General features: G+C 65.0%; 15 protein-coding genes. 10 read left to right on the forward strand and 5 right to left on the reverse strand.

From position 1 onward, the window contains the following. The 4 genes from GPT33_RS10620 to GPT33_RS10635 all read left to right on the forward strand — a co-directional run. Positions 1 to 235: response regulator (locus tag GPT33_RS10620; RefSeq protein ID WP_296808503.1), on the forward strand; the 235-nt coding region annotated here is incomplete at its 5' end. Positions 236 to 251: 16 nt separating this feature from the next. Then, positions 252 to 2,429, forward strand: coding sequence for an EAL domain-containing protein (locus GPT33_RS10625; RefSeq protein ID WP_296808505.1), 2,178 nt, complete (start codon positions 252 to 254; stop codon positions 2,427 to 2,429). Between the two features lie 325 nt (positions 2,430 to 2,754). Beyond that, positions 2,755 to 4,089, forward strand: coding sequence for a tetratricopeptide repeat protein (locus GPT33_RS10630; RefSeq protein ID WP_296808508.1), 1,335 nt, complete (start codon positions 2,755 to 2,757; stop codon positions 4,087 to 4,089). 60 nt (positions 4,090 to 4,149) lie between these two features. Further along, a complete protein-coding gene (locus tag GPT33_RS10635; RefSeq protein ID WP_296808510.1) occupies positions 4,150 to 4,722 on the forward strand; it encodes a hypothetical protein in 573 nt (190 codons plus the stop codon). A 92-nt stretch (positions 4,723 to 4,814) separates the two neighbouring features. Here the strand turns inward: GPT33_RS10635 and GPT33_RS10640 are convergent, their stop codons facing one another. Together GPT33_RS10640 and GPT33_RS10645 are read right to left on the reverse strand one after the other, a co-directional pair. Next, positions 4,815 to 6,845: a BTAD domain-containing putative transcriptional regulator gene (locus tag GPT33_RS10640; protein ID WP_296808513.1), complete on the reverse strand. Its 2,031-nt coding sequence runs from the start codon at positions 6,843 to 6,845 to the stop codon at positions 4,815 to 4,817. A gap of 15 nt (positions 6,846 to 6,860) precedes the next feature. Continuing rightward, positions 6,861 to 7,436, reverse strand: coding sequence for a class I SAM-dependent methyltransferase (locus GPT33_RS10645; protein ID WP_296808517.1), 576 nt, complete (start codon positions 7,434 to 7,436; stop codon positions 6,861 to 6,863). A 300-nt stretch (positions 7,437 to 7,736) separates the two neighbouring features. On the opposite strand from GPT33_RS10645, the gene GPT33_RS10650 reads away from it, so the two are divergent. After that, complete coding sequence (locus GPT33_RS10650; protein WP_296808520.1) at positions 7,737 to 8,060, forward strand: hypothetical protein; 324 nt, start codon at positions 7,737 to 7,739, stop codon at positions 8,058 to 8,060. 19 nt (positions 8,061 to 8,079) lie between these two features. Here the strand turns inward: GPT33_RS10650 and GPT33_RS10655 are convergent, their stop codons facing one another. Then, positions 8,080 to 9,072: a hypothetical protein gene (locus GPT33_RS10655; protein WP_296808523.1), complete on the reverse strand. Its 993-nt coding sequence runs from the start codon at positions 9,070 to 9,072 to the stop codon at positions 8,080 to 8,082. Between GPT33_RS10655 and GPT33_RS10660 the strand changes: the two genes are divergently transcribed. Further along, positions 9,063 to 9,203 carry a hypothetical protein gene (locus GPT33_RS10660; RefSeq protein WP_296808542.1) on the forward strand — a complete coding sequence of 47 codons (141 nt, stop codon included), beginning with the start codon at positions 9,063 to 9,065 and terminating at the stop codon, positions 9,201 to 9,203. The two genes, GPT33_RS10655 and GPT33_RS10660, sit on opposite strands and share 10 nt — an antisense overlap. Before the next feature lie 127 nt (positions 9,204 to 9,330). On the opposite strand, the gene GPT33_RS10665 is transcribed toward GPT33_RS10660, so the two are convergent. Then, positions 9,331 to 10,008, reverse strand: a complete 678-nt coding sequence (locus tag GPT33_RS10665; RefSeq protein ID WP_296808526.1) for a hypothetical protein — start codon at positions 10,006 to 10,008, stop codon at positions 9,331 to 9,333. Between the two features lie 431 nt (positions 10,009 to 10,439). Beyond that, the gene (locus tag GPT33_RS10670; protein ID WP_296808529.1) at positions 10,440 to 11,483 is read right to left on the reverse strand and encodes a helix-turn-helix domain-containing protein; all 1,044 of its coding nucleotides are present in this window, start codon (positions 11,481 to 11,483) and stop codon (positions 10,440 to 10,442) included. A gap of 191 nt (positions 11,484 to 11,674) precedes the next feature. Here GPT33_RS10670 and GPT33_RS10675 point away from each other — a divergent pair, with 191 nt between their 5' ends. From GPT33_RS10675 to GPT33_RS10690, 4 genes are all read left to right on the forward strand, one after another. Next, positions 11,675 to 12,697 (forward strand): class I SAM-dependent methyltransferase, encoded by a 1,023-nt coding sequence (locus GPT33_RS10675; protein ID WP_296808531.1) that lies wholly within the window; start codon positions 11,675 to 11,677, stop codon positions 12,695 to 12,697. 1,083 nt (positions 12,698 to 13,780) lie between these two features. Beyond that, positions 13,781 to 14,302, forward strand: coding sequence for a hypothetical protein (locus tag GPT33_RS10680; protein ID WP_296808534.1), 522 nt, complete (start codon positions 13,781 to 13,783; stop codon positions 14,300 to 14,302). 1 nt (position 14,303) lies between these two features. Next, positions 14,304 to 15,779, forward strand: coding sequence for a cbb3-type cytochrome c oxidase subunit I (locus tag GPT33_RS10685; RefSeq protein ID WP_296808536.1), 1,476 nt, complete (start codon positions 14,304 to 14,306; stop codon positions 15,777 to 15,779). Beyond that, positions 15,776 to 16,375, forward strand: coding sequence for an SCO family protein (locus GPT33_RS10690; RefSeq protein WP_296808539.1), 600 nt, complete (start codon positions 15,776 to 15,778; stop codon positions 16,373 to 16,375). Before GPT33_RS10685 ends, GPT33_RS10690 begins: the two co-directional genes overlap by 4 nt. The last annotated feature ends 193 nt before the right edge of the window (positions 16,376 to 16,568 follow it).

Consider the following 16,568-nt stretch of genomic DNA (forward strand, 5'->3'; position numbering starts at 1 on the left):
GCTGCCCCGCCTCTCCGGCCTGGAGGTCCTGGCGCGTCTGCGCGCGGATCCGCGCACAGGTCTGCTGCCGGTGGTCATTTTGACCTCCTCGGACGAGGAGAACGATCGGATGCGCAGCTACGAGAGCGGGGCCAACAGCTTCGTGCGCAAGCCGCTGGATTTCGCCACCTTCGCGGAGACCGTCGCCCACTTGGGCAGCTACTGGCTGCTGATCAACCATCCGCCGAGGCTCTGAGCATGGGTCCGCCGAGATGAACGCATCGCCCGAGCCGCCACTCAACCTGCTGGTCATCGAGGACAACCCGGCCGATTTTCGTCTGCTTGTCCGCCATCTGCACAAGGAGGGCCTGGCGGCCGACTGTACCCGGGTCGCCAGCAACGAGGAGTTGGAGGCGGCCCTGACTGCCGCATCACCCTGGACGCTCGCGCTGGCCGACTACAAGATCCCCGGCATGGACTTCGTGTCGACCCTGGGGATGATTCGTGCGCGCTGCCCGGAGCTGCCGGTCATTCTGCTCTCCGGTACGGTGGGCGAGGAACGGGCGGTGGAGCTGCTGCACTGCGGGGTCGGGGATTTCGTCCTGAAGGACCACCTGATCCGCCTGGTCCCCGCAATCAAACGCTCTCTGCGCGAGACGGAGGATCAGCGCGCACGGCGGGACGCCCAAGCGGCGCTGCGCGAGAGCGAGGAGAAATACCGCATCCTCGCCGACTATTCGCCCAATTGGGAATACTGGCTGGCGCCCGATGGCGCCTACCGGTACGTCTCGCCTGCCTGTCGGGAGGTGTCGGGTTACGCACCGGCCGAGTTCTTCGCCGATCCCGGGCTCATGGACTCAATCATCCACCCGGACGATCTGAATGCTTGGCAAATGCATCGTCAGGGTTTGCTCGGTACGCATCCCGTTCCGCTGAGCTTCCGCATCCACACCCGCGATGGCGACGAGCGTTGGCTCGAGCACGTCTGTAAGCCGGTTCTCGACGAAGCGGGCCGTTTCATTGGTTGGCGTGGCTCCCATCGCGACGTCACCGAACGTCGTCGCGCCGAACAGAAAGTCGATTTTCTAACCTATCGCGATCCCTTGACCGGTTTGCCCAATCGCTCGCTGTTTCACGAGCTGTTGACCCGCGCGATCGCGCGTGCCGAACGCACCGGCACCGAGTTCGCGCTGCTGTTTCTTGACCTCGATAACTTCAAGACCGTCAACGAAAGCCTCGGTCACAGCCAAGGCGATCAGCTGCTGATCGCGGTAGGCCGGCGTCTCCGGGACGCACTACCCGACGGCAACGCGCTGGCGCGCATCGGCGGCGACGAGTTTAACCTGATCCTGGAACGCGGCCGGAGACTGCCCGGTATCGACCTGCTCGCGCAACACCTGATCGACGCCCTGAACGAACCTTTCATCATCGACGAACGGCACATCTATATCGGCGTCAGTATCGGCATCGCACTCTATCCCGCCGACGGCCAAGAGATCGAAACCCTGCAAAGCAGTGCCGACGCGGCTCTCAACCAGGCCAAACAGCAGGGACGAGGCATCCTGCGTTTTTTCTCGCCGGAGTTGACCACCCGGGCAAAGGATCGCCTCACGCTGGAGGCCGAGCTGCGACATGCCATCGAGGGCAACGAATTGCTCCTTTACTATCAACCGCAGACCGATCTGACGAGCGGAGAGACCGTCGGACTGGAGGCGCTGGTGCGCTGGCACCATCCCGAGCGAGGCATGATCCCGCCCGGCGACTTCATCCCGCTGGCCGAGGAAAGCGGGCTGGTCGTACCACTGGGGGACTGGGTGCTGCACATGGCCTGCCGCCAGATCAAGGCCTGGCTCGACGCCGGGTTGGCGCCGCGCCGGACTGCGGTGAATGTCTCCGCCGTCCAGTTGAGCCGGGAACACCTGATCGAGTCGGTCAAGCACGCGCTGCGCGAGACGGGGATTCCGCCCGAGCGGCTGGAGTTGGAGATCACCGAGAGCTTCGTCATCGCCGACCGCGAGCAGTCCTTCAAGGCACTGGCCGAGTTGCGCGCATTGGGCGTCCGTCTGTCGATCGACGATTTCGGCACAGGCTATTCCTCGCTCGCCTATCTGCAGCATATCGAGATCCATGAGCTCAAAATCGACATCTCCTTCGTACGCGACGTGACGACGAACCTCAGCAATGCCTCGATCGTCAAGGCCATCATCGCGCTCGGTCACAGTCTCGGATCCGAGGTCGTTGCCGAAGGCGTCGAAACGCAAGCGCAGGCCGACTATCTGCGCGCGCTGCATTGCGACCTGATTCAGGGCTACCTGGTCAGCCGGCCATTATCGGTGGAGGACATGACGCTGTATCTGTCGCGCTCCGGCGCAACGTCCCGAGACGCAAGCCGAGAAGATACCGACCTCGATCCGTCGTGCGCCGCGCGGGGCGTGCTCCAGGGGTCGTAGCGGCCATCGCCCCGCAGGTTTAAGGGTCGACGCGAGCTACGACGAGTTGACGTCCTCTAAGGAGCTGCGGTCGCGCCCGATGATGTTGCCGAGCGCCTCCTCAGACAGCCCGGCGTGCGGCCGGCGTTCAACCAGTGATCGATCTCCCGGAAAGCGCACAGCCCGTCCGCTGCACCGAGGCTGCGCCACCGGTTGTCCACATTTTTACTCCATCTTTCACGCCGGTTTCACGGCCGAATAACGGGCGGGTCATAGGCTTTCGTCAACACCGGAGCATCCCGGTGGATCAACCTACAGACGAGAGTTTGAGCGAGGAGGAATCGCAATGACCCGAAAAGATGCCCTCGGCCTTCCCATGAGCGGCGCCGATGCGACCGCGGCCGATCTCTACCACCAGGCGCTCCACGCGTTTCAATGCTATCGGGGCGACCCGGTGGCGATCACGGAGCAGGCGTCGAGCCGGAGTCCGGAGTTCGTCATGGCCCGGGTGCTCCATGCCTATCTGCATCTGCTGGGGACCGAGCCGGACGGATTCGCCGTGGCCCGCGCGGATCTGGAGGCCGCCGGAACCCTGCCGAGCGCGGCGCGCGAGCGTGCCCATCTGACCGCGGTACAGCACCTCGTGGACAGCGAGTGGCATGTCGCCTCGCGGATCCTGGAGGACATCGCCATCGACTACCCGAACGACATCCTCGCGCTGCAGGTCGGACATGTCGTGGACTTCTATACCGGCGCGTCGCGCCTACTGCGCGACCGCATCGCCCGTGCCTTGCCCTCGTGGTCGGCCGACATGCCCGGCTATCACGCGATCATCGGAATGCACGCCTTCGGACTGGAGGAGACGGGGCTTTACGCGCGTGCGGAGGCCGCGGGGCGGCGCGCCGTCGAGTTGGAGCGCCGGGATGCCTGGGCCTGGCATGCCGTTGCCCATGTCATGGAGATGCAGGGCCGCACGACCGAAGGCATCGCGTGGCTGCGCAGCGACTCGGATGCCTGGTCCGTCGACAACTTCTTCGCGGTGCACAACTGGTGGCACCTGGCGCTCTATCACCTGGAGTTGGACGAGGTCGACGAGGTCCTGCGGCTGTTCGACGGACCCATCTACGGTCAGCGCTCCAGGGTCGTGCTCGACATGATCGACGCCTCCGCACTCCTGTGGCGCCTGAAGCTTCGGGGTATCCCGCTCGGGGAGCGCTGGCAAGCCGTGGCGGACGGCTGGGAGCCGATCGCGGACGCGGGCAACTACGCCTTCAACGATGCCCACGCCATGATGGCCTTTACGGCTGCGCAGCGGCGAGGGGCCGCCGAGCGTGTCTTCGCGGCACAAGCGCACGCGGTGGACGGCTCGGACGACAAGCGTTTCTTCGTCCGCGAGGTCGGGTCACCGGTCACCCGCGCGATCCACGCCTTCGGCGAGGGCGACTTTGCCGAGACGGTGCGTCTGCTGCGACCCGTCCGGGATCGGGCCAATCGGTTCGGCGGCAGCCATGCCCAGCGGGATCTGCTCGACCTGACCTTGATCGAGGCCGCGGTTCGCGACGGACAGCTCGCCTTGGCACGGGCGCTGATCGCCGAGCGGATCGATCTCAAGCCGGACAGCGCGAGTGCGCGTGTCCTGCTCGCGAGAGCCGCCGAACCCCGCGTCCGGCAGGTTGCTTAAACCCTTCAATACGAAACGGCGCCGGGGTCTGCGCGACCCCCGGCGGCTGGAGTCGAAATCATGTCATCCGCAACGATTCAAGCGCTACAAACCCCCGGGCGGCCCACCACCGGCCCCGACACGGATGCCGTCATGCTTCGATCCGAGGAGAGTCCGACCGCCCGCTCGGATGGTTGGCCGGATGCGGGACAGGCCGACCTGTCCGCGGCGCCGCCCATCCGGCGCCTCGCCATCGTCATCCGCGACGACGCCTTCGACCGGCTCTTGACGCCGCTGACCTTCGCGTGGGAGATGGGCCGCAAGGGCGTCGAGGTGGACATCCTCTTCGTTCTCTGGTCGGTGCGACTCCTCACGACCGAGGGCGTGCGCGAGTGTCGGATGGATCCGCGTTATGCCCACCGCGAGGACTGGCTAAAGCAACGGCTGCGGCGGGACGGGGATCCGCTGGAGATCCAGGACTTTCTGAAGCTGCTCGTCTCGACCGGTCATGTCCGGCTGCATGGCTGTCGCTTGGCCGCCATGACGTTCGATGTCGCCGAAGACGACCTCTTACCCGAAGCCACGGGGATCGTGGATCCGGGCGTCTTTCTCCAGGAGATCGCCGCGCGGGCGGACCATTGTCAGTACTTCTGATCTAAACCGCGCCCAGCGCGGTATGGGGTGTTTTTGGATGGGATCGGCCCCGGCAGACTCGACGATTGCTGGAGCTGGCGCGGTTTAAAGGTTTAGCCGGGCCAGGGTCCATCGGGAAAATCGCGCCAGAGATCATCCGGAATGACCAGCCCGGCCCGGGCCAGCCCCTCGGCCCAGAAGTGCGCGTCCTCGATCCGGCTGAAGGGATTGACGTGCAACAGCCAGCGCATCGGCTCCTCCGCGGCCGGCTCGCGGCCCTGCATAATGTTGCGCCGAAACATCTCCCGAAAGGAGGCGAGATGCCGACGGGCCGCTTCCATCTGTCCGAGGTGGGCACTGGCTGCGGCCAGGTAGGCGGTGACATCGGTGGCCACGTGGGGTGCCTTCAAAGCGTAAGCGATCGCCGTCTCCAGCCGGCGGCCCACGAAGTTGGGATAGACCGCGTAGGCGAAGTACCAGTCGTCGTGATATGGGTTGAGGCGCATCGCCAGCTCGATTCGCTCGGCGCCCCGCTCGGGGCGCCCCAGGAAGGCATCGGCGATAGCCAGTTGCGCGAGCATGTCGGCATCGTTGGGGTTGAGCACCTCGGCGCGATCCAGGTGCTGCTCGGCGCGCGCAAATTCGCGGCGATACAAGAGGACCCGCCCGAGCACGAAGTGGGTGACATGGTCGGTCTCGTCCAGGGCGGCGCCGTCGCGCGCATGCTCGAAGGCCATGCGCTCGTCCTCATGCCAGCGTTGCCAGGCGAGACAGCTCCACTCGTTGAAGTAGGTCAGCGACAGACCCGAGTGGGCCCGGGCAAATCCCGGGTCCAGCTCGAGCGCCCGGCGAAACAGCGGTCGACCCTCGGCTAGGCTCTCGGGCGTACCCTGACGCAGTCGGGCCATGCCGCGCAGCCAGCAATCGTAGACCTCCAGGCTGTCGAGCGGCTTGCGCATGGCTTGGCGCAGCAGATCGCCGTCGATGCGGACCACCAGAGCCGCGGCCACGCCGCGGGCGATCGTATCTCGGGTCTCCGGAATGCGGGTGGTCGCGACCTCGTGACGATCGGACCAGAGCAGATGGCCGGCGCGCACATCCAGCAGCTCTGTGCTCAGGCGCACACGATCCTCGCTGCGTCCGAGGCTGCCTACGAGCAGATAATGTGCGCCGAGACCTTCCGCGATCTCGCGCGGACTAGCCTGCAGATCCGCCTCGGCGAAGGACGACTGCGCCGAGATCACCCGCAGCGACCGGAAGCGCGCGAGTGCAGAGACGACGTCCTCGGTAAAGCCACGGACGAAGTAATCGCGCCGTGCGTCCTCGGCGGTCTCGCCCGTATCCGAGAAGGGCAGGACCGCGAGAACCGGCAGGGCCCCGGACTCGGTATCCTCCCTGGCGGATGGGTGAGCGTGTGGCCGTGCGCGGAGCGCTCGCCGAAGCGCCTCGGTTGCGGCCGAAGGCGCGACACCCAGGCCCGCCGCCAAGGCCGCCCGGCAACGCTGATACTCCCGCATGGCCGGGCCCAACGCGCCGCGGTCGAGATGCAGGTGCATCAAGGCCTGATAGGTCTCCTCGGCGAGCGGCTCCAGCCGCACCAAGCGCTCGCCCAGATCGAGACTCGCCTCCAAGTCGCCCCGCTCGATATGCCGACCCAGCAGGGCCTGTAACCCGCGCAGCAGAAGTCGCCGCAACCGTTCCGCTTCCGTCGCTCTCCAATCCTCGAACGGCGCCTCCCCGATCGCGAGTCCCGCCAAGAACTCGCCCTGATACAGCCGCCCGGCCAGCTCAAGGTCGGCCGGAGATCCTGCGGCCAGCGCCCGCTCCAGGGTCCCTGCATCCACCTCGACCCTCGGCGACACGAGGCGAAGGCCTGGGCCTACCGTTTCGATCAGCATGCCGGACTCATCCTCCAGGGCCTTGCGAAGCTGCGCCACGGCTTGGCGAAGACTGCCGCGCGCCTGCGCCTCGGCGCTGCGTGACCAGAGCAGATCGGCGAGACGCTCGCGCGTGATGAGGGTGCCCGGCGGCATCGCGAGGATGGCCAGGAGTGCAGCGGCCTTGCGGGTCGGCAGCGTGACGGGTGCGCCGTCGCGCTTGAGCGTGAAACCGCCCAGCAATTGGATGTGCAGTCGCGCGCTCATGTCGCTCTCCGCCTCTCAAACCCGTTGGGCAACCATCAAGGCCAGGTCGCCCAAACCGCTCTCGGGTGCGGCGAGTCGACCTTCGGCTCGATAGGCGCGGATGGTCAGGTCGGGAAAGAGCGTGATCAGCTCGTTGCGGGCAAGCCGGTAGGCCGGATTGGTCGGGCCGTGGGTGCCGCGGGACTCACGCGAAAAGGTTTGATAGAAGAGCAGACCGCCCGGACGCAGAGCGGCGGCGATGCTCGGGGCCAGATCGCGATCCAGGAAGTGCGCGACCACGATCAGGTCGAAGCTCTCCGGACTCGGCGGCAGTGCGGTGAGGTCGCGGACCCGGGCATCGAGGTGCAGTCCTTGTAGTCGCGTCGCCTCCCGGAGCCGCGCGACGGCGGTGGGGGACAGGTCCCATGCCGAGACCCGGAAACCCCGCTCGGCCAGCCAGAGCGCATTGCCGCCCAGTCCGCAGGCAAAGTCGAGCGCGCTGCCTCCATCGGGGATCAAGTGCGGCCATTGGCGCAACACCAGGGCCGGTTTCGGGATCGCTGTCGCGCCTTCGTAGCGTGCGTCCCAAGAGCGGGCGAAGTCTTCGGGCATGTTTGGCGGGCTTGGATGGGTCATGGCTCGAAAGGGATCACTCCGAAAGGTTCGTCTGCGCCGGTCAAAGTCCCAATCTCGCCAGGGTTGTGACGAGCCGTTGTTGCTGAGTCTAGCCGACGGAGAAACGACGAAATGCCCGGCGGGGAATCATCCGACTTTCGGCGTTTTTTCGTCAGGACAATTTGTGCCGATTCGCCTAAGCCTTAAGACAACCCCCGCAGTCCGGCAAGCCCGATGATGCATCGCGTCGGACTCGGACGGCGGGATCTGTCGACCACCGACGAGGAGGACACGACCATGACGAAGCTACCCCTGATTGCCTGCCTGTCGTTCGCAACGTTCGAAGGCTTGGCGATGTGCACACCCGATCCACCGGAAATCGGCGACATCGGCCCCGTCTCGGAGCTGGTCTGTCGCGACTTGGAAAAGCGCTTCCCGGACTCGATCACCGCGGTCGAGAATCGGACCATCCGCTCGCCCGAGCGGGTCGAGATCCTGGTCTCGGTCGACGGCAAGTCGATGGTCCTCGGCTATGAGCTTGAGGGGTTTGTCTGGGAGCACGCCCCGTTGAACGAGCGGTCGGAGGAGGGGTTTGCGGCGGTGGAGACGAGCGGCCGATAGCGGTCGACACCGGGGCGCCTTATGCCCCCGGCGTCTTGAGCGGAAAGGCCTTCGCATAGCCTGCGCCGAGTCGGGGATCGTCACGCTCTGCGATTACGCCCTCCAGCCGCGCCCGCAGCCGAGCGTTGTTGCGATAGGCACCCAGCTCGGCAATCGCGACCTCGGCGCTCGCGCGATCCGCATCCGCGACAATCGAGACGAGCCAGTCGAGCGCCGCCTCGCTGCGGTGCAGCGCCGCCGCCCGCAGCAGTAGATGCTCCGCGCTGCGCTTGAAGGGCTCGGCGTCCCAACGCTCGCGCAGAAGATCCAAGGCGCCGTCGAGCCGCGACTCCCCGAGCGCGAGGGCGGCGAGGCCATTGATCTCCATGCTCGGCGTCACGAGGAAACCGCCCACGAAGTCGAGCGCATCCTCCCCGGCCACCTGCAAGAGTGCGACAAGACAGTCGCCCGTGACCTCCGGCTCCGGATCGCCGCCGAGCGCCTTGGACCGCAGCACCGCCTCGGCCGCCAAGGGTTGCGTGCAGGCAATCGCACGCGCCGCGCCGCTGCGGGCATGGGGCTCAGGGTCGTGGAGCAGGTCGACCAGATGGATCAGGGCACGCGGATCGCTCGTGGCCGCGAGCCCGATGGCGCAGCTCACACGCAGATCGACGGCCGTATCGACGCTGCCGCCCCACACCGGTTCGGGTTGGCGATAGTGGATGCCTGCGATGAAGAAGCCCGCATCCTGACTGTCCAGCGCGACCAGCGCGCGTGCGATCGCGCCCTTGGCACTACAGCCCGGGTCGCGCTTTGCGGGATCTTCCAGGAAACGGCGATAGGCCGCGTTCAGGTCCGGCTCAAGCGCATAGATCAGCCGATCACCGGCGAGGTCCGCGGCCTTGGCGACCATCAGGCGATGCCGATCCGCCAATGCTCCCCGAGCCGCAGCCAGCACACGTTCCGGGGTTTCCCGATCACAGAGAGATCGGAAGGCGTCGATCTGGTTGCGGATGTCGCGGCGTGAGGCCATGTGCTGATTCCCTCAACCGCGAAGGCGACGACTATCCGGGGCCGCAAACGCTTTGGATCGGCCTGCAACGCGCCGCCGACTTCGTGCTCGCGCTGCAGGCGCAGCGCGACGCCAGCGGAGGTTGTTGGTAATAGCATGCCGAACTGGCTGTGGCCACCCGCATCGAAGCGCTTCCCCTCCTCGAACATCACGTGCTACCCGTTCCAGCTGCCCGAGGCATCGCAGTTGGTGTAAGCCGGCGTACGCCAGGCTCTTCGCTCAGCGGATGGTTCGTGGACTATGTCGTTCGTGGTAGGCCCGGATCACCGCCTTGACCTCTTCGGGGTGGCCAGTCTGCTCCATCTCGACAACCGCCTCGCGTAAGAAGGCCGGCAAATCTGCCGGCATGTGTTGCGCCATTCGATCGAAGGCACACTCCATTAGCTCGGTGTCGTGACTGCGGATGGAGACACTGCCCAACGCGATGTGCATCAGGCGCGACGATTCGGCGGGCTCGATGCCGGACTCCACGCTTGGGCTGAAGGCAATTAGCGCCTCTTCCATCAAGTAGCCGAGCGTTGCCAGCCGCTCGGGCTCAGGGGTCTCGTCGGCCAACGCGGCGAAGGCATTCGCCACGGGCTCCAGACCTTCGAGCTTGGCACCGAAGCGGGCAATCGATACCGCCAGGCCGGCGACCGCATGGTGCAGTTGTTTCAGCTCTTCGAGAAAACCGGCGGTCTCCAAGTCCGCGACCAATCCCGTGGTGGCAAGCAGAAGCTGGTTGCCGGCGACCTCGATGTCTTCGGCGGAGCCCATCGGCGTGCTATCGCCGTCCATGTTCACCTGTGTTCCGTCGCTGCTTACGCTCACGGCGAGGTTGACGAATTTAACCAGTGCGTAGCGCATGGAATGGGCGCGCGCCTGGGTCTCCGGATCATCGGGATTCGCTTCGGCCAAAACATCGATCGCTGCGCTAATGACGCTACCGATGCTTTCTATTGCTACGTTACCTTGGCTCATGGGTCAGGGAGTCCACAGACGAATGAAGGGCAAATGCCTACAGGCCGTTCGCGCACCGCCGCGCTTTGGAGTGATGCAAGTAGTTGGCGCACAACAGACGCCAGTCACACAATCCCTACAATTTCCGGCAGCAAACAGTCGGTCGTCCGCTCAGTATAGGATACACAAACCCCTTTTGCCGTTCGCTCCTCCCCGAGTGGCGGCCTCGGTGATGAAAGCGACGGCACGCGCAACGTCCGGACGCACGAATTTCGCCGGTCGGAGTCCGAAGTCGCGCGGACAGCCGACGCTCGCCCTATCAAAGAGTGACATACACAGTCCCGGAACCCTTGAGTCAATGCCGACCCGTGCGTTCCGTGTACGTCGCGTCAATTTCGCGACCGAGGCCGCGCGAATTCGGGTATGCGAAAGCGCTTGCGATATGCACTCGGGGCAAGGCCGGTGGTGCGTTTGAACAGGCGCCGGAAGAAGGCCGGGTCTTCGTAACCAACCCGCCAGCTGACCTCGTCGATCGACGCGTCGGTCCGTTCGAGCCGACGCTTGGCATCGTCGATCCGCAGGCGCTGGACGTAGGCGATCGGCGTGAGGCCGGTCGCACCGAGGAAACGCCGCTTGAAGGTACGCTCGGCGAGCTTCGATCGCCGGATCATCTCCTCCACCGGATTGGCAACCGAGAAGTGGTCGCTCAACCAGTGCTGCGCGCCCTGGATCTCGCCGTCGCCGTGGTCTGCCTTACCCTCGAAGACGATATAGGGCGCAAGGCCGTCCTGATGCCATTGCAGCGCGAACAGGCGCGCGACCTCCTGCGCGACGGTCGCGCCGGCCTCACGGGCGATGAGGTAGAGCACCAGGTCGTGCCAGCTCATGGATGCGCCCGAGGTCACCAGCTCCTCGCGCAGCCCGGAGACGACGAGGACCTGCTCGGGATGAATCGGAACGGCCGGATAGGTGGCCGCGAACGCCCGCGCATAGCCGAAATGCACGGTCGTATCCTTGCCGTCGAACAGTCCTGTCTCGGCCAAGAGGAAGACCCCGGAACAAGCCGAGCAGAGCATGGCGCCGCGCTCGTGCATCCGGTACAGCCACTCGACCAGACCGGGATAGCGGTCCTTTTGCCAACCTTGCGGGCCCAGCAGCACCGAGGGGACGATCACGATATCGCTCGTCTCGATGGTCTCGATGGCGCGTTGCACGTCGATCGGAATTCCGCTCGCCAGCTCCAAGGCACCCGCGGCCTCGCCCACGATCTCGATCTGAAAGGGTGCCGGCTGACCCGGCCGGGTCAGCCCCATGAGCGCGACCCCGTTCATGACATCGAAAATGCCGGCGAGCGTCGAGACCACCGCGTCCGGCAATGCCACGAGGCTGACGTGCCGGGGACGCGATCCGCAGTGAGTCGCTTGTTCGGTCATGGCGTATGGCCCTCTCGACGCAGGCGGTGCACGGTGGCACGAATGAACCGATTTTAGGCGATTCAGGCTCTTCTGCAGATCGGGGTCCGCGGCAATCATGGACGCGTCGTTTGAGCACGCCGAAATCGCAAAAGAGGAACCGTCCTATGAACGCAACCCAGATCGATCAGACGAAGTTGGAGTCGTTTGTCATGCGCGCCGTGGGCGACCTGTCCTCCGCCTACGGCGGCGTTATGGTCAGCCTCGGCAGCAAGCTCGGACTCTACAAGGCCATGTCGGGCGCCGGCCCGCTCAGCGCCCGTGAGCTCGCCCACCGTACCGACTGCGCCGAGCGCTATGTGCGCGAGTGGTTGAACGCGCAAGCCGCGGGTGGCTACGTGGACTACCACGCCGTCAGCGAGACCTACGAGCTCTCGCCCGAGCAAGCGATGGTGCTGGCCGACGAGGACAGCCCGGTGTTCATCCCGCCCGCTTGGCAGGTGCCGGTCTCGATGTGGTTCGACGAGGAGCGGACCCTCGAGGCCTTTCGCACCGGCGGGGGCGTCGCCTGGGGCGATCACGACGGTCGCCTGCACTGCGGTGTGGCGGCCTTCTACCGCAACGGCTATCGGGGAAGTCTCGTGTCGCAATGGCTGCCCGCGCTGGACGGCGTCGTCGAGAAGCTCGAGGCCGGCATCGCGGTCGCCGACGTGGGCTGCGGTCACGGTCACTCGACCGTTCTCATGGCGCAGGCTTTCCCGCGGTCGCGCTTTCATGGTTTTGACGTGCATGCGGCCTCGATCGACGAGGCGCGGCAGAACGCGGCCGATGCAGGCGTCGCCGAGCGCGCGCGCTTCGACGTGGCGCGGGCCGTTGACTACCCCGACAAGCAATACGGACTCATCTGCTTCTTCGACTGCCTGCACGATTTGGGCGATCCGGTCGCTGCGGCCCGCTATGCCGCCAGGGTGCTGGCCCCCGGCGGCACGGTGATGCTGGTCGAGCCCTTCGCCCACGACCGGGTCGAGCACAACCTGTCGCCGGTCGCCCGCCTGTACTACGCGGCGTCGAGCACGATCTGCTGTGCCCATGCGATCTCCGAGGGCGGCGAGCTCGTCCTCGGCGCACAGGCCGGCGAAGCCAAATTGGCCGAGGTGTTCCGCAAAGCCGGCTTCACCCACTTCCGGCGCGCGGCCGAGACGCCCTTCAACTTGATCCTCGAAGTGCGCCGCTGACGGCCTCGGAGAGACGGGGCCGGGCAACAGGTCCCGTCTCGCCGCACTCGAGCGACAAGCGAGCGATCAAACGTGGCCGGTACCCGAGGTGTCGGACACTCGAGCGGAGCCGGAATCAGCGAATTCAGAACGTCGAGAATCACTTCGCTCACCAAACCGCGGTGGAGCTCCATAAAACCGTCGGTGCCGAGGCAGACTTGGCACTGCAGGGCGTCCCACACGCTCGACGCTCGACCCCGTCGGTCGCGATGGCCGCGGAGGCGGCGCGGGCCGTTCACGCAGCGCACTCCTTCGGGCCAACGCAGGGCACGGACGGTCTCGAAACATTTGGCGTCGTCGTTGAGATTCCGGATGTTCAGCATCGGGCGCACTGTCTGGCTACTTCAAAAGGGACAGTATTCCGTCCCCACGACCCGCCTCGCGCTGGATCCAGTGCTCTCCACGGCTCCCCGCCTCGACTCTGTCGGGAACTGTCCGGAATGCATAAAGAGCCATATTTTGATGCGATTGCCCTGGTGCCCGCGATCCTTCCACGGCAATGCCACCGAGCCATTGGGCACGTAGGCGCGACATTCTGTCCCATTGGACAACTCATTTCGCGGCCATTTTGTCTCGGCGTTCGAGGCGGCACCGCGGCGATGCGCTTCTGCCTCACGACGAAAGAAACGACTCTGGCGGCTTGCATCCAATGCGTCACCGGTCGCCGGCGAGCGATCCGTTGCGCTGATGAGTACATGGCATCGATCGTGCTTAGTGATGAAGCGGGGAAGTCATCAATGCCTATCCGGAGTGCATCGATAGAACGGTCGCAGTGTCATGAGAGCCGAATTGCCGAAAGGATCGCAATGATGCGTCCAAATTTGCGCCGGAGCATGCTCTGAGAATTCCAGGATGGACATATTCAAAGTTCAATGCATCTATTCGGCTAGACTTGCCCCGCCGTAATCGCAGTGCCGGCTGGATGCCTCAACCGCGGCTGGCTCCATCGCGTGTGAGCCTGGTGCTCCCTAACCTGGCCCGCAAAGGCCCGCATTTGGCCGTAGCCGGTCGCTACCTCGACAATTCATCGGACAGGCCATAACGATGCATATCAGTATCCTCCTGGTAAGTCTTCTCGGCATGGGGTTCATTGCTGCGGTATTCGGCTTTGTCGTTCTGAATTCGGGGCCACGGGACGAGGACTTTGGCGGCATTGCCAAACGAGGCTACTTCATTCGGCTCTGGTGGTTCATAGGCCTTTGCGCCGCCGGGGTGCTCGTGAGCGTCTGGTCGCTCATCCCGTTTCCACTGCAGGCATCCAGCGCCGAGTCGCCCAGGATTATCCAGGCGGTCGGTCGGCAATGGTCATGGGAACTCGCATCGAACAGCGTCGAAACCGGGGAGCCTGTCAGGTTTCGCGTGACCTCGCAAGACGTGAATCACGGATTCGCGATCTACGGACCGGACGACAAGATCGTCGCACAAACACAGGCGATGCCGGGCTATTTCAACGACCTCGACGTCACCTTCGAGCACGCCGGCAAGTATCGCGTGCTCTGTCTCGAGTATTGCGGTGTGGCGCACCACGCCATGGTTGCCGAGATCGCCGTCACGGAGAAGCACTGAAATGACCACGACTGAACTACGATATGCAACCCCCGAAGCGCAGCGCGCGCCGGTCGTCAAACTCTACCTCGGCATCGGTCTGCTGGTCTTCGCCGGGCTGATGCTGGTCGGCGCGCTGATGCGGGCGGCACAGGGCGCCACGATGCTCACACTCGCCCCCGATGTTTTCTATCAGTTGATGACCTTGCACGGCGCGGGGATGGTGGGCACGGCTGGATTGGCTGCGCTCGCCGTCAATTGGTACTTCTTGAGTCAGCACGTGCAACTGAATCCAAAGATCTTTCTGGCCACGCTGCTCTTGTCCCTGGTCGCCGTCGCCATGATCGTCGGCTCCATCCTGATCGGTCATTTCGCCGCCGCGTGGACCTTCCTCTACCCCCTGCCCGCCTTCTCGCTCGGACAATGGAGCAAGGGCGCGGCACTGACCTTCGTCGGCGGCCTCCTGCTGCTGGGGGTCGCCTTTCTTTTGGTCTACCTCGATATGGGCGTCGCCATCGTGCGTCGCTACGGCAGCATTGCCCGTGCCTTGGGGTTGCCGATGCTGTTCGGCCGGGAGCCGATCGACGCAACGCACTCGCCTACGGTAGTGGCCAGCGCTATGGTGCTCATCGTCAATGTCGCCGGCATTGCCGTGGGCGCGATCGTCCTGATCATGACGATGCTACATCTGATCTACCCGGCGCTCGCCCCCGACGCGCTGCTAATGAAGAATCTTATCTTCTTCTTCGGCCATGTGTTCATCAACGCAACGATCTATTCGGCCGTGATCGCGGTCTACGAGATCTTGCCCCTGTATGCTCGACGCCCATGGCGTGTCTCGCGACCCTTTCTCGCGGCATGGCTCGCGGTGACACTGATGGTGCTGGCGGTCTACCCCCATCATTTGCTGATGGATTTCGCGATGCCCCCCTGGATGGCGATCATGGGACAAATCGTGTCCTATGCCAGCGGCATCCCCGTCCTAGTGATGACCGCCTTCGGGGGGCTGATGCTCGTCTACCGATCGGGCATTCGCTGGGACGCCGCCTCAAGTCTGCTGGTGCTGTCACTGTTCGGCTGGGCGGCGGGAATCATCCCGGCGGTGATCGACGGCATGATTCACGTCAATCTGGTGATGCACAATACCCTCTGGGTGCCGGGCCATTTCCATTTCTATCTGCTGCTGGGCGTCTTGCCGATGGTGCTCGGATTCGCGAGCTACCTATGCGCCAACGGCCAGCAGGGACGTACCGGGCTTGTTGCGGTGGCGGTCTATGCCACTGGAGGTACCCTGCTCTGCCTGAGTTTTCTGGTGTCGGGGGCGCTCTCGGTGCCGCGTCGCTTCGCCGTGCACGAGGAGAGCTGGCAGTGGCTCGGCAACGTCGGCGCCCTGTCCGGCGGCATCGTCCTGATCGGAACCCTGATGATCGCCGTGCCGATTCTGCAGAAGCTGCCGCGCGCGCGGCTGGCAAGCACAGGAATCGGCGCACGCGCATGAGTCCGCGCACCCTGCTCTCCGTGGCGTTGGCCCTGTGTCTGATGGCAGGGCTGCTCTGGCATAGCACCGCCGGTCTCTCCGCATTCACCTATGAGACCTTGCGCCAGACCCAGGCCATGCGCCAACAACCGCCGGTCTCCGACTGGCAATTGCAGGACGACCAGGGCAACCTCGTCCGGCTTTCGGACTGGGACGATCAGGTCCTGCTGGTCAGTTTCATCTTCACCCGTTGCACCGCGGTCTGCGGAGCACTCGGGGTGCGTTACCGTCAGCTCCAGCGCGCCATGGAAGCCGCTGGCTCGAACGGGGTTCGCCTGCTGTCCGTCAGCATCGAACCCGCGCACGACACGCCCGAGCGTCTCGCCGAGTATCGGCAACGCTTCGGCGGCACCCGCACGTCCTGGACCATCGCGCGCCCGGCCGACGAGCAAATCCTGAGCACCCTGATCCGCGAGACCGGATTGCGCGTCATCCCCGACCGCATCGGCGGTTTCGCGCACAGTGACTCGCTCCATTGGATTCGAGACGGCCACTTGGTCCGCATCAGCGCTTGGACCGACCCCGCGCTCGAAGGCTTGATCACCGATGACGGATGAACGGTGGCGGCAGTGGCCGCTCGCACTCACCGTGGCGTTCTGTGTCGCCGGGCTGATTCCCGTCACGGCGAGACTGTTCGAAGCGTCCATGCAGACACACCTCCTGTTGCAGATGCCGCTGCTGGCCTTCTGCGGCGGTTACTGGGTCTATCGCTCCGAGCAACTGCAGACGTGGCTGGAACGTGCGGATCCC

The organism is Thiocapsa sp. (genome assembly GCF_011390875.1).
Lineage (GTDB): Bacteria > Pseudomonadota > Gammaproteobacteria > Chromatiales > Chromatiaceae > Thiocapsa.

Bases quoted from the DNA above. Each gene is read 5' to 3' on its own strand.
- GPT33_RS10625 (WP_296808505.1), top strand. From the start codon at position 252: ATGAACGCATCGCCCGAGCCGCCACTCAACCTGCTGGTCATCGAGGAC.
- GPT33_RS10630 (WP_296808508.1), top strand. From the start codon at position 2,755: ATGACCCGAAAAGATGCCCTCGGCCTTCCCATGAGCGGCGCCGATGCG.
- GPT33_RS10635 (WP_296808510.1), top strand. From the start codon at position 4,150: ATGTCATCCGCAACGATTCAAGCGCTACAAACCCCCGGGCGGCCCACC.
- GPT33_RS10640 (WP_296808513.1), bottom strand. From the start codon at position 6,845: ATGAGCGCGCGACTGCACATCCAATTGCTGGGCGGTTTCACGCTCAAG.
- GPT33_RS10645 (WP_296808517.1), bottom strand. From the start codon at position 7,436: ATGCCCGAAGACTTCGCCCGCTCTTGGGACGCACGCTACGAAGGCGCG.
- GPT33_RS10650 (WP_296808520.1), top strand. From the start codon at position 7,737: ATGACGAAGCTACCCCTGATTGCCTGCCTGTCGTTCGCAACGTTCGAA.
- GPT33_RS10655 (WP_296808523.1), bottom strand. From the start codon at position 9,072: ATGGCCTCACGCCGCGACATCCGCAACCAGATCGACGCCTTCCGATCT.
- GPT33_RS10670 (WP_296808529.1), bottom strand. From the start codon at position 11,483: ATGACCGAACAAGCGACTCACTGCGGATCGCGTCCCCGGCACGTCAGC.
- GPT33_RS10675 (WP_296808531.1), top strand. From the start codon at position 11,675: ATGCGCGCCGTGGGCGACCTGTCCTCCGCCTACGGCGGCGTTATGGTC.
- GPT33_RS10680 (WP_296808534.1), top strand. From the start codon at position 13,781: ATGCATATCAGTATCCTCCTGGTAAGTCTTCTCGGCATGGGGTTCATT.
- GPT33_RS10685 (WP_296808536.1), top strand. From the start codon at position 14,304: ATGACCACGACTGAACTACGATATGCAACCCCCGAAGCGCAGCGCGCG.
- GPT33_RS10690 (WP_296808539.1), top strand. From the start codon at position 15,776: ATGAGTCCGCGCACCCTGCTCTCCGTGGCGTTGGCCCTGTGTCTGATG.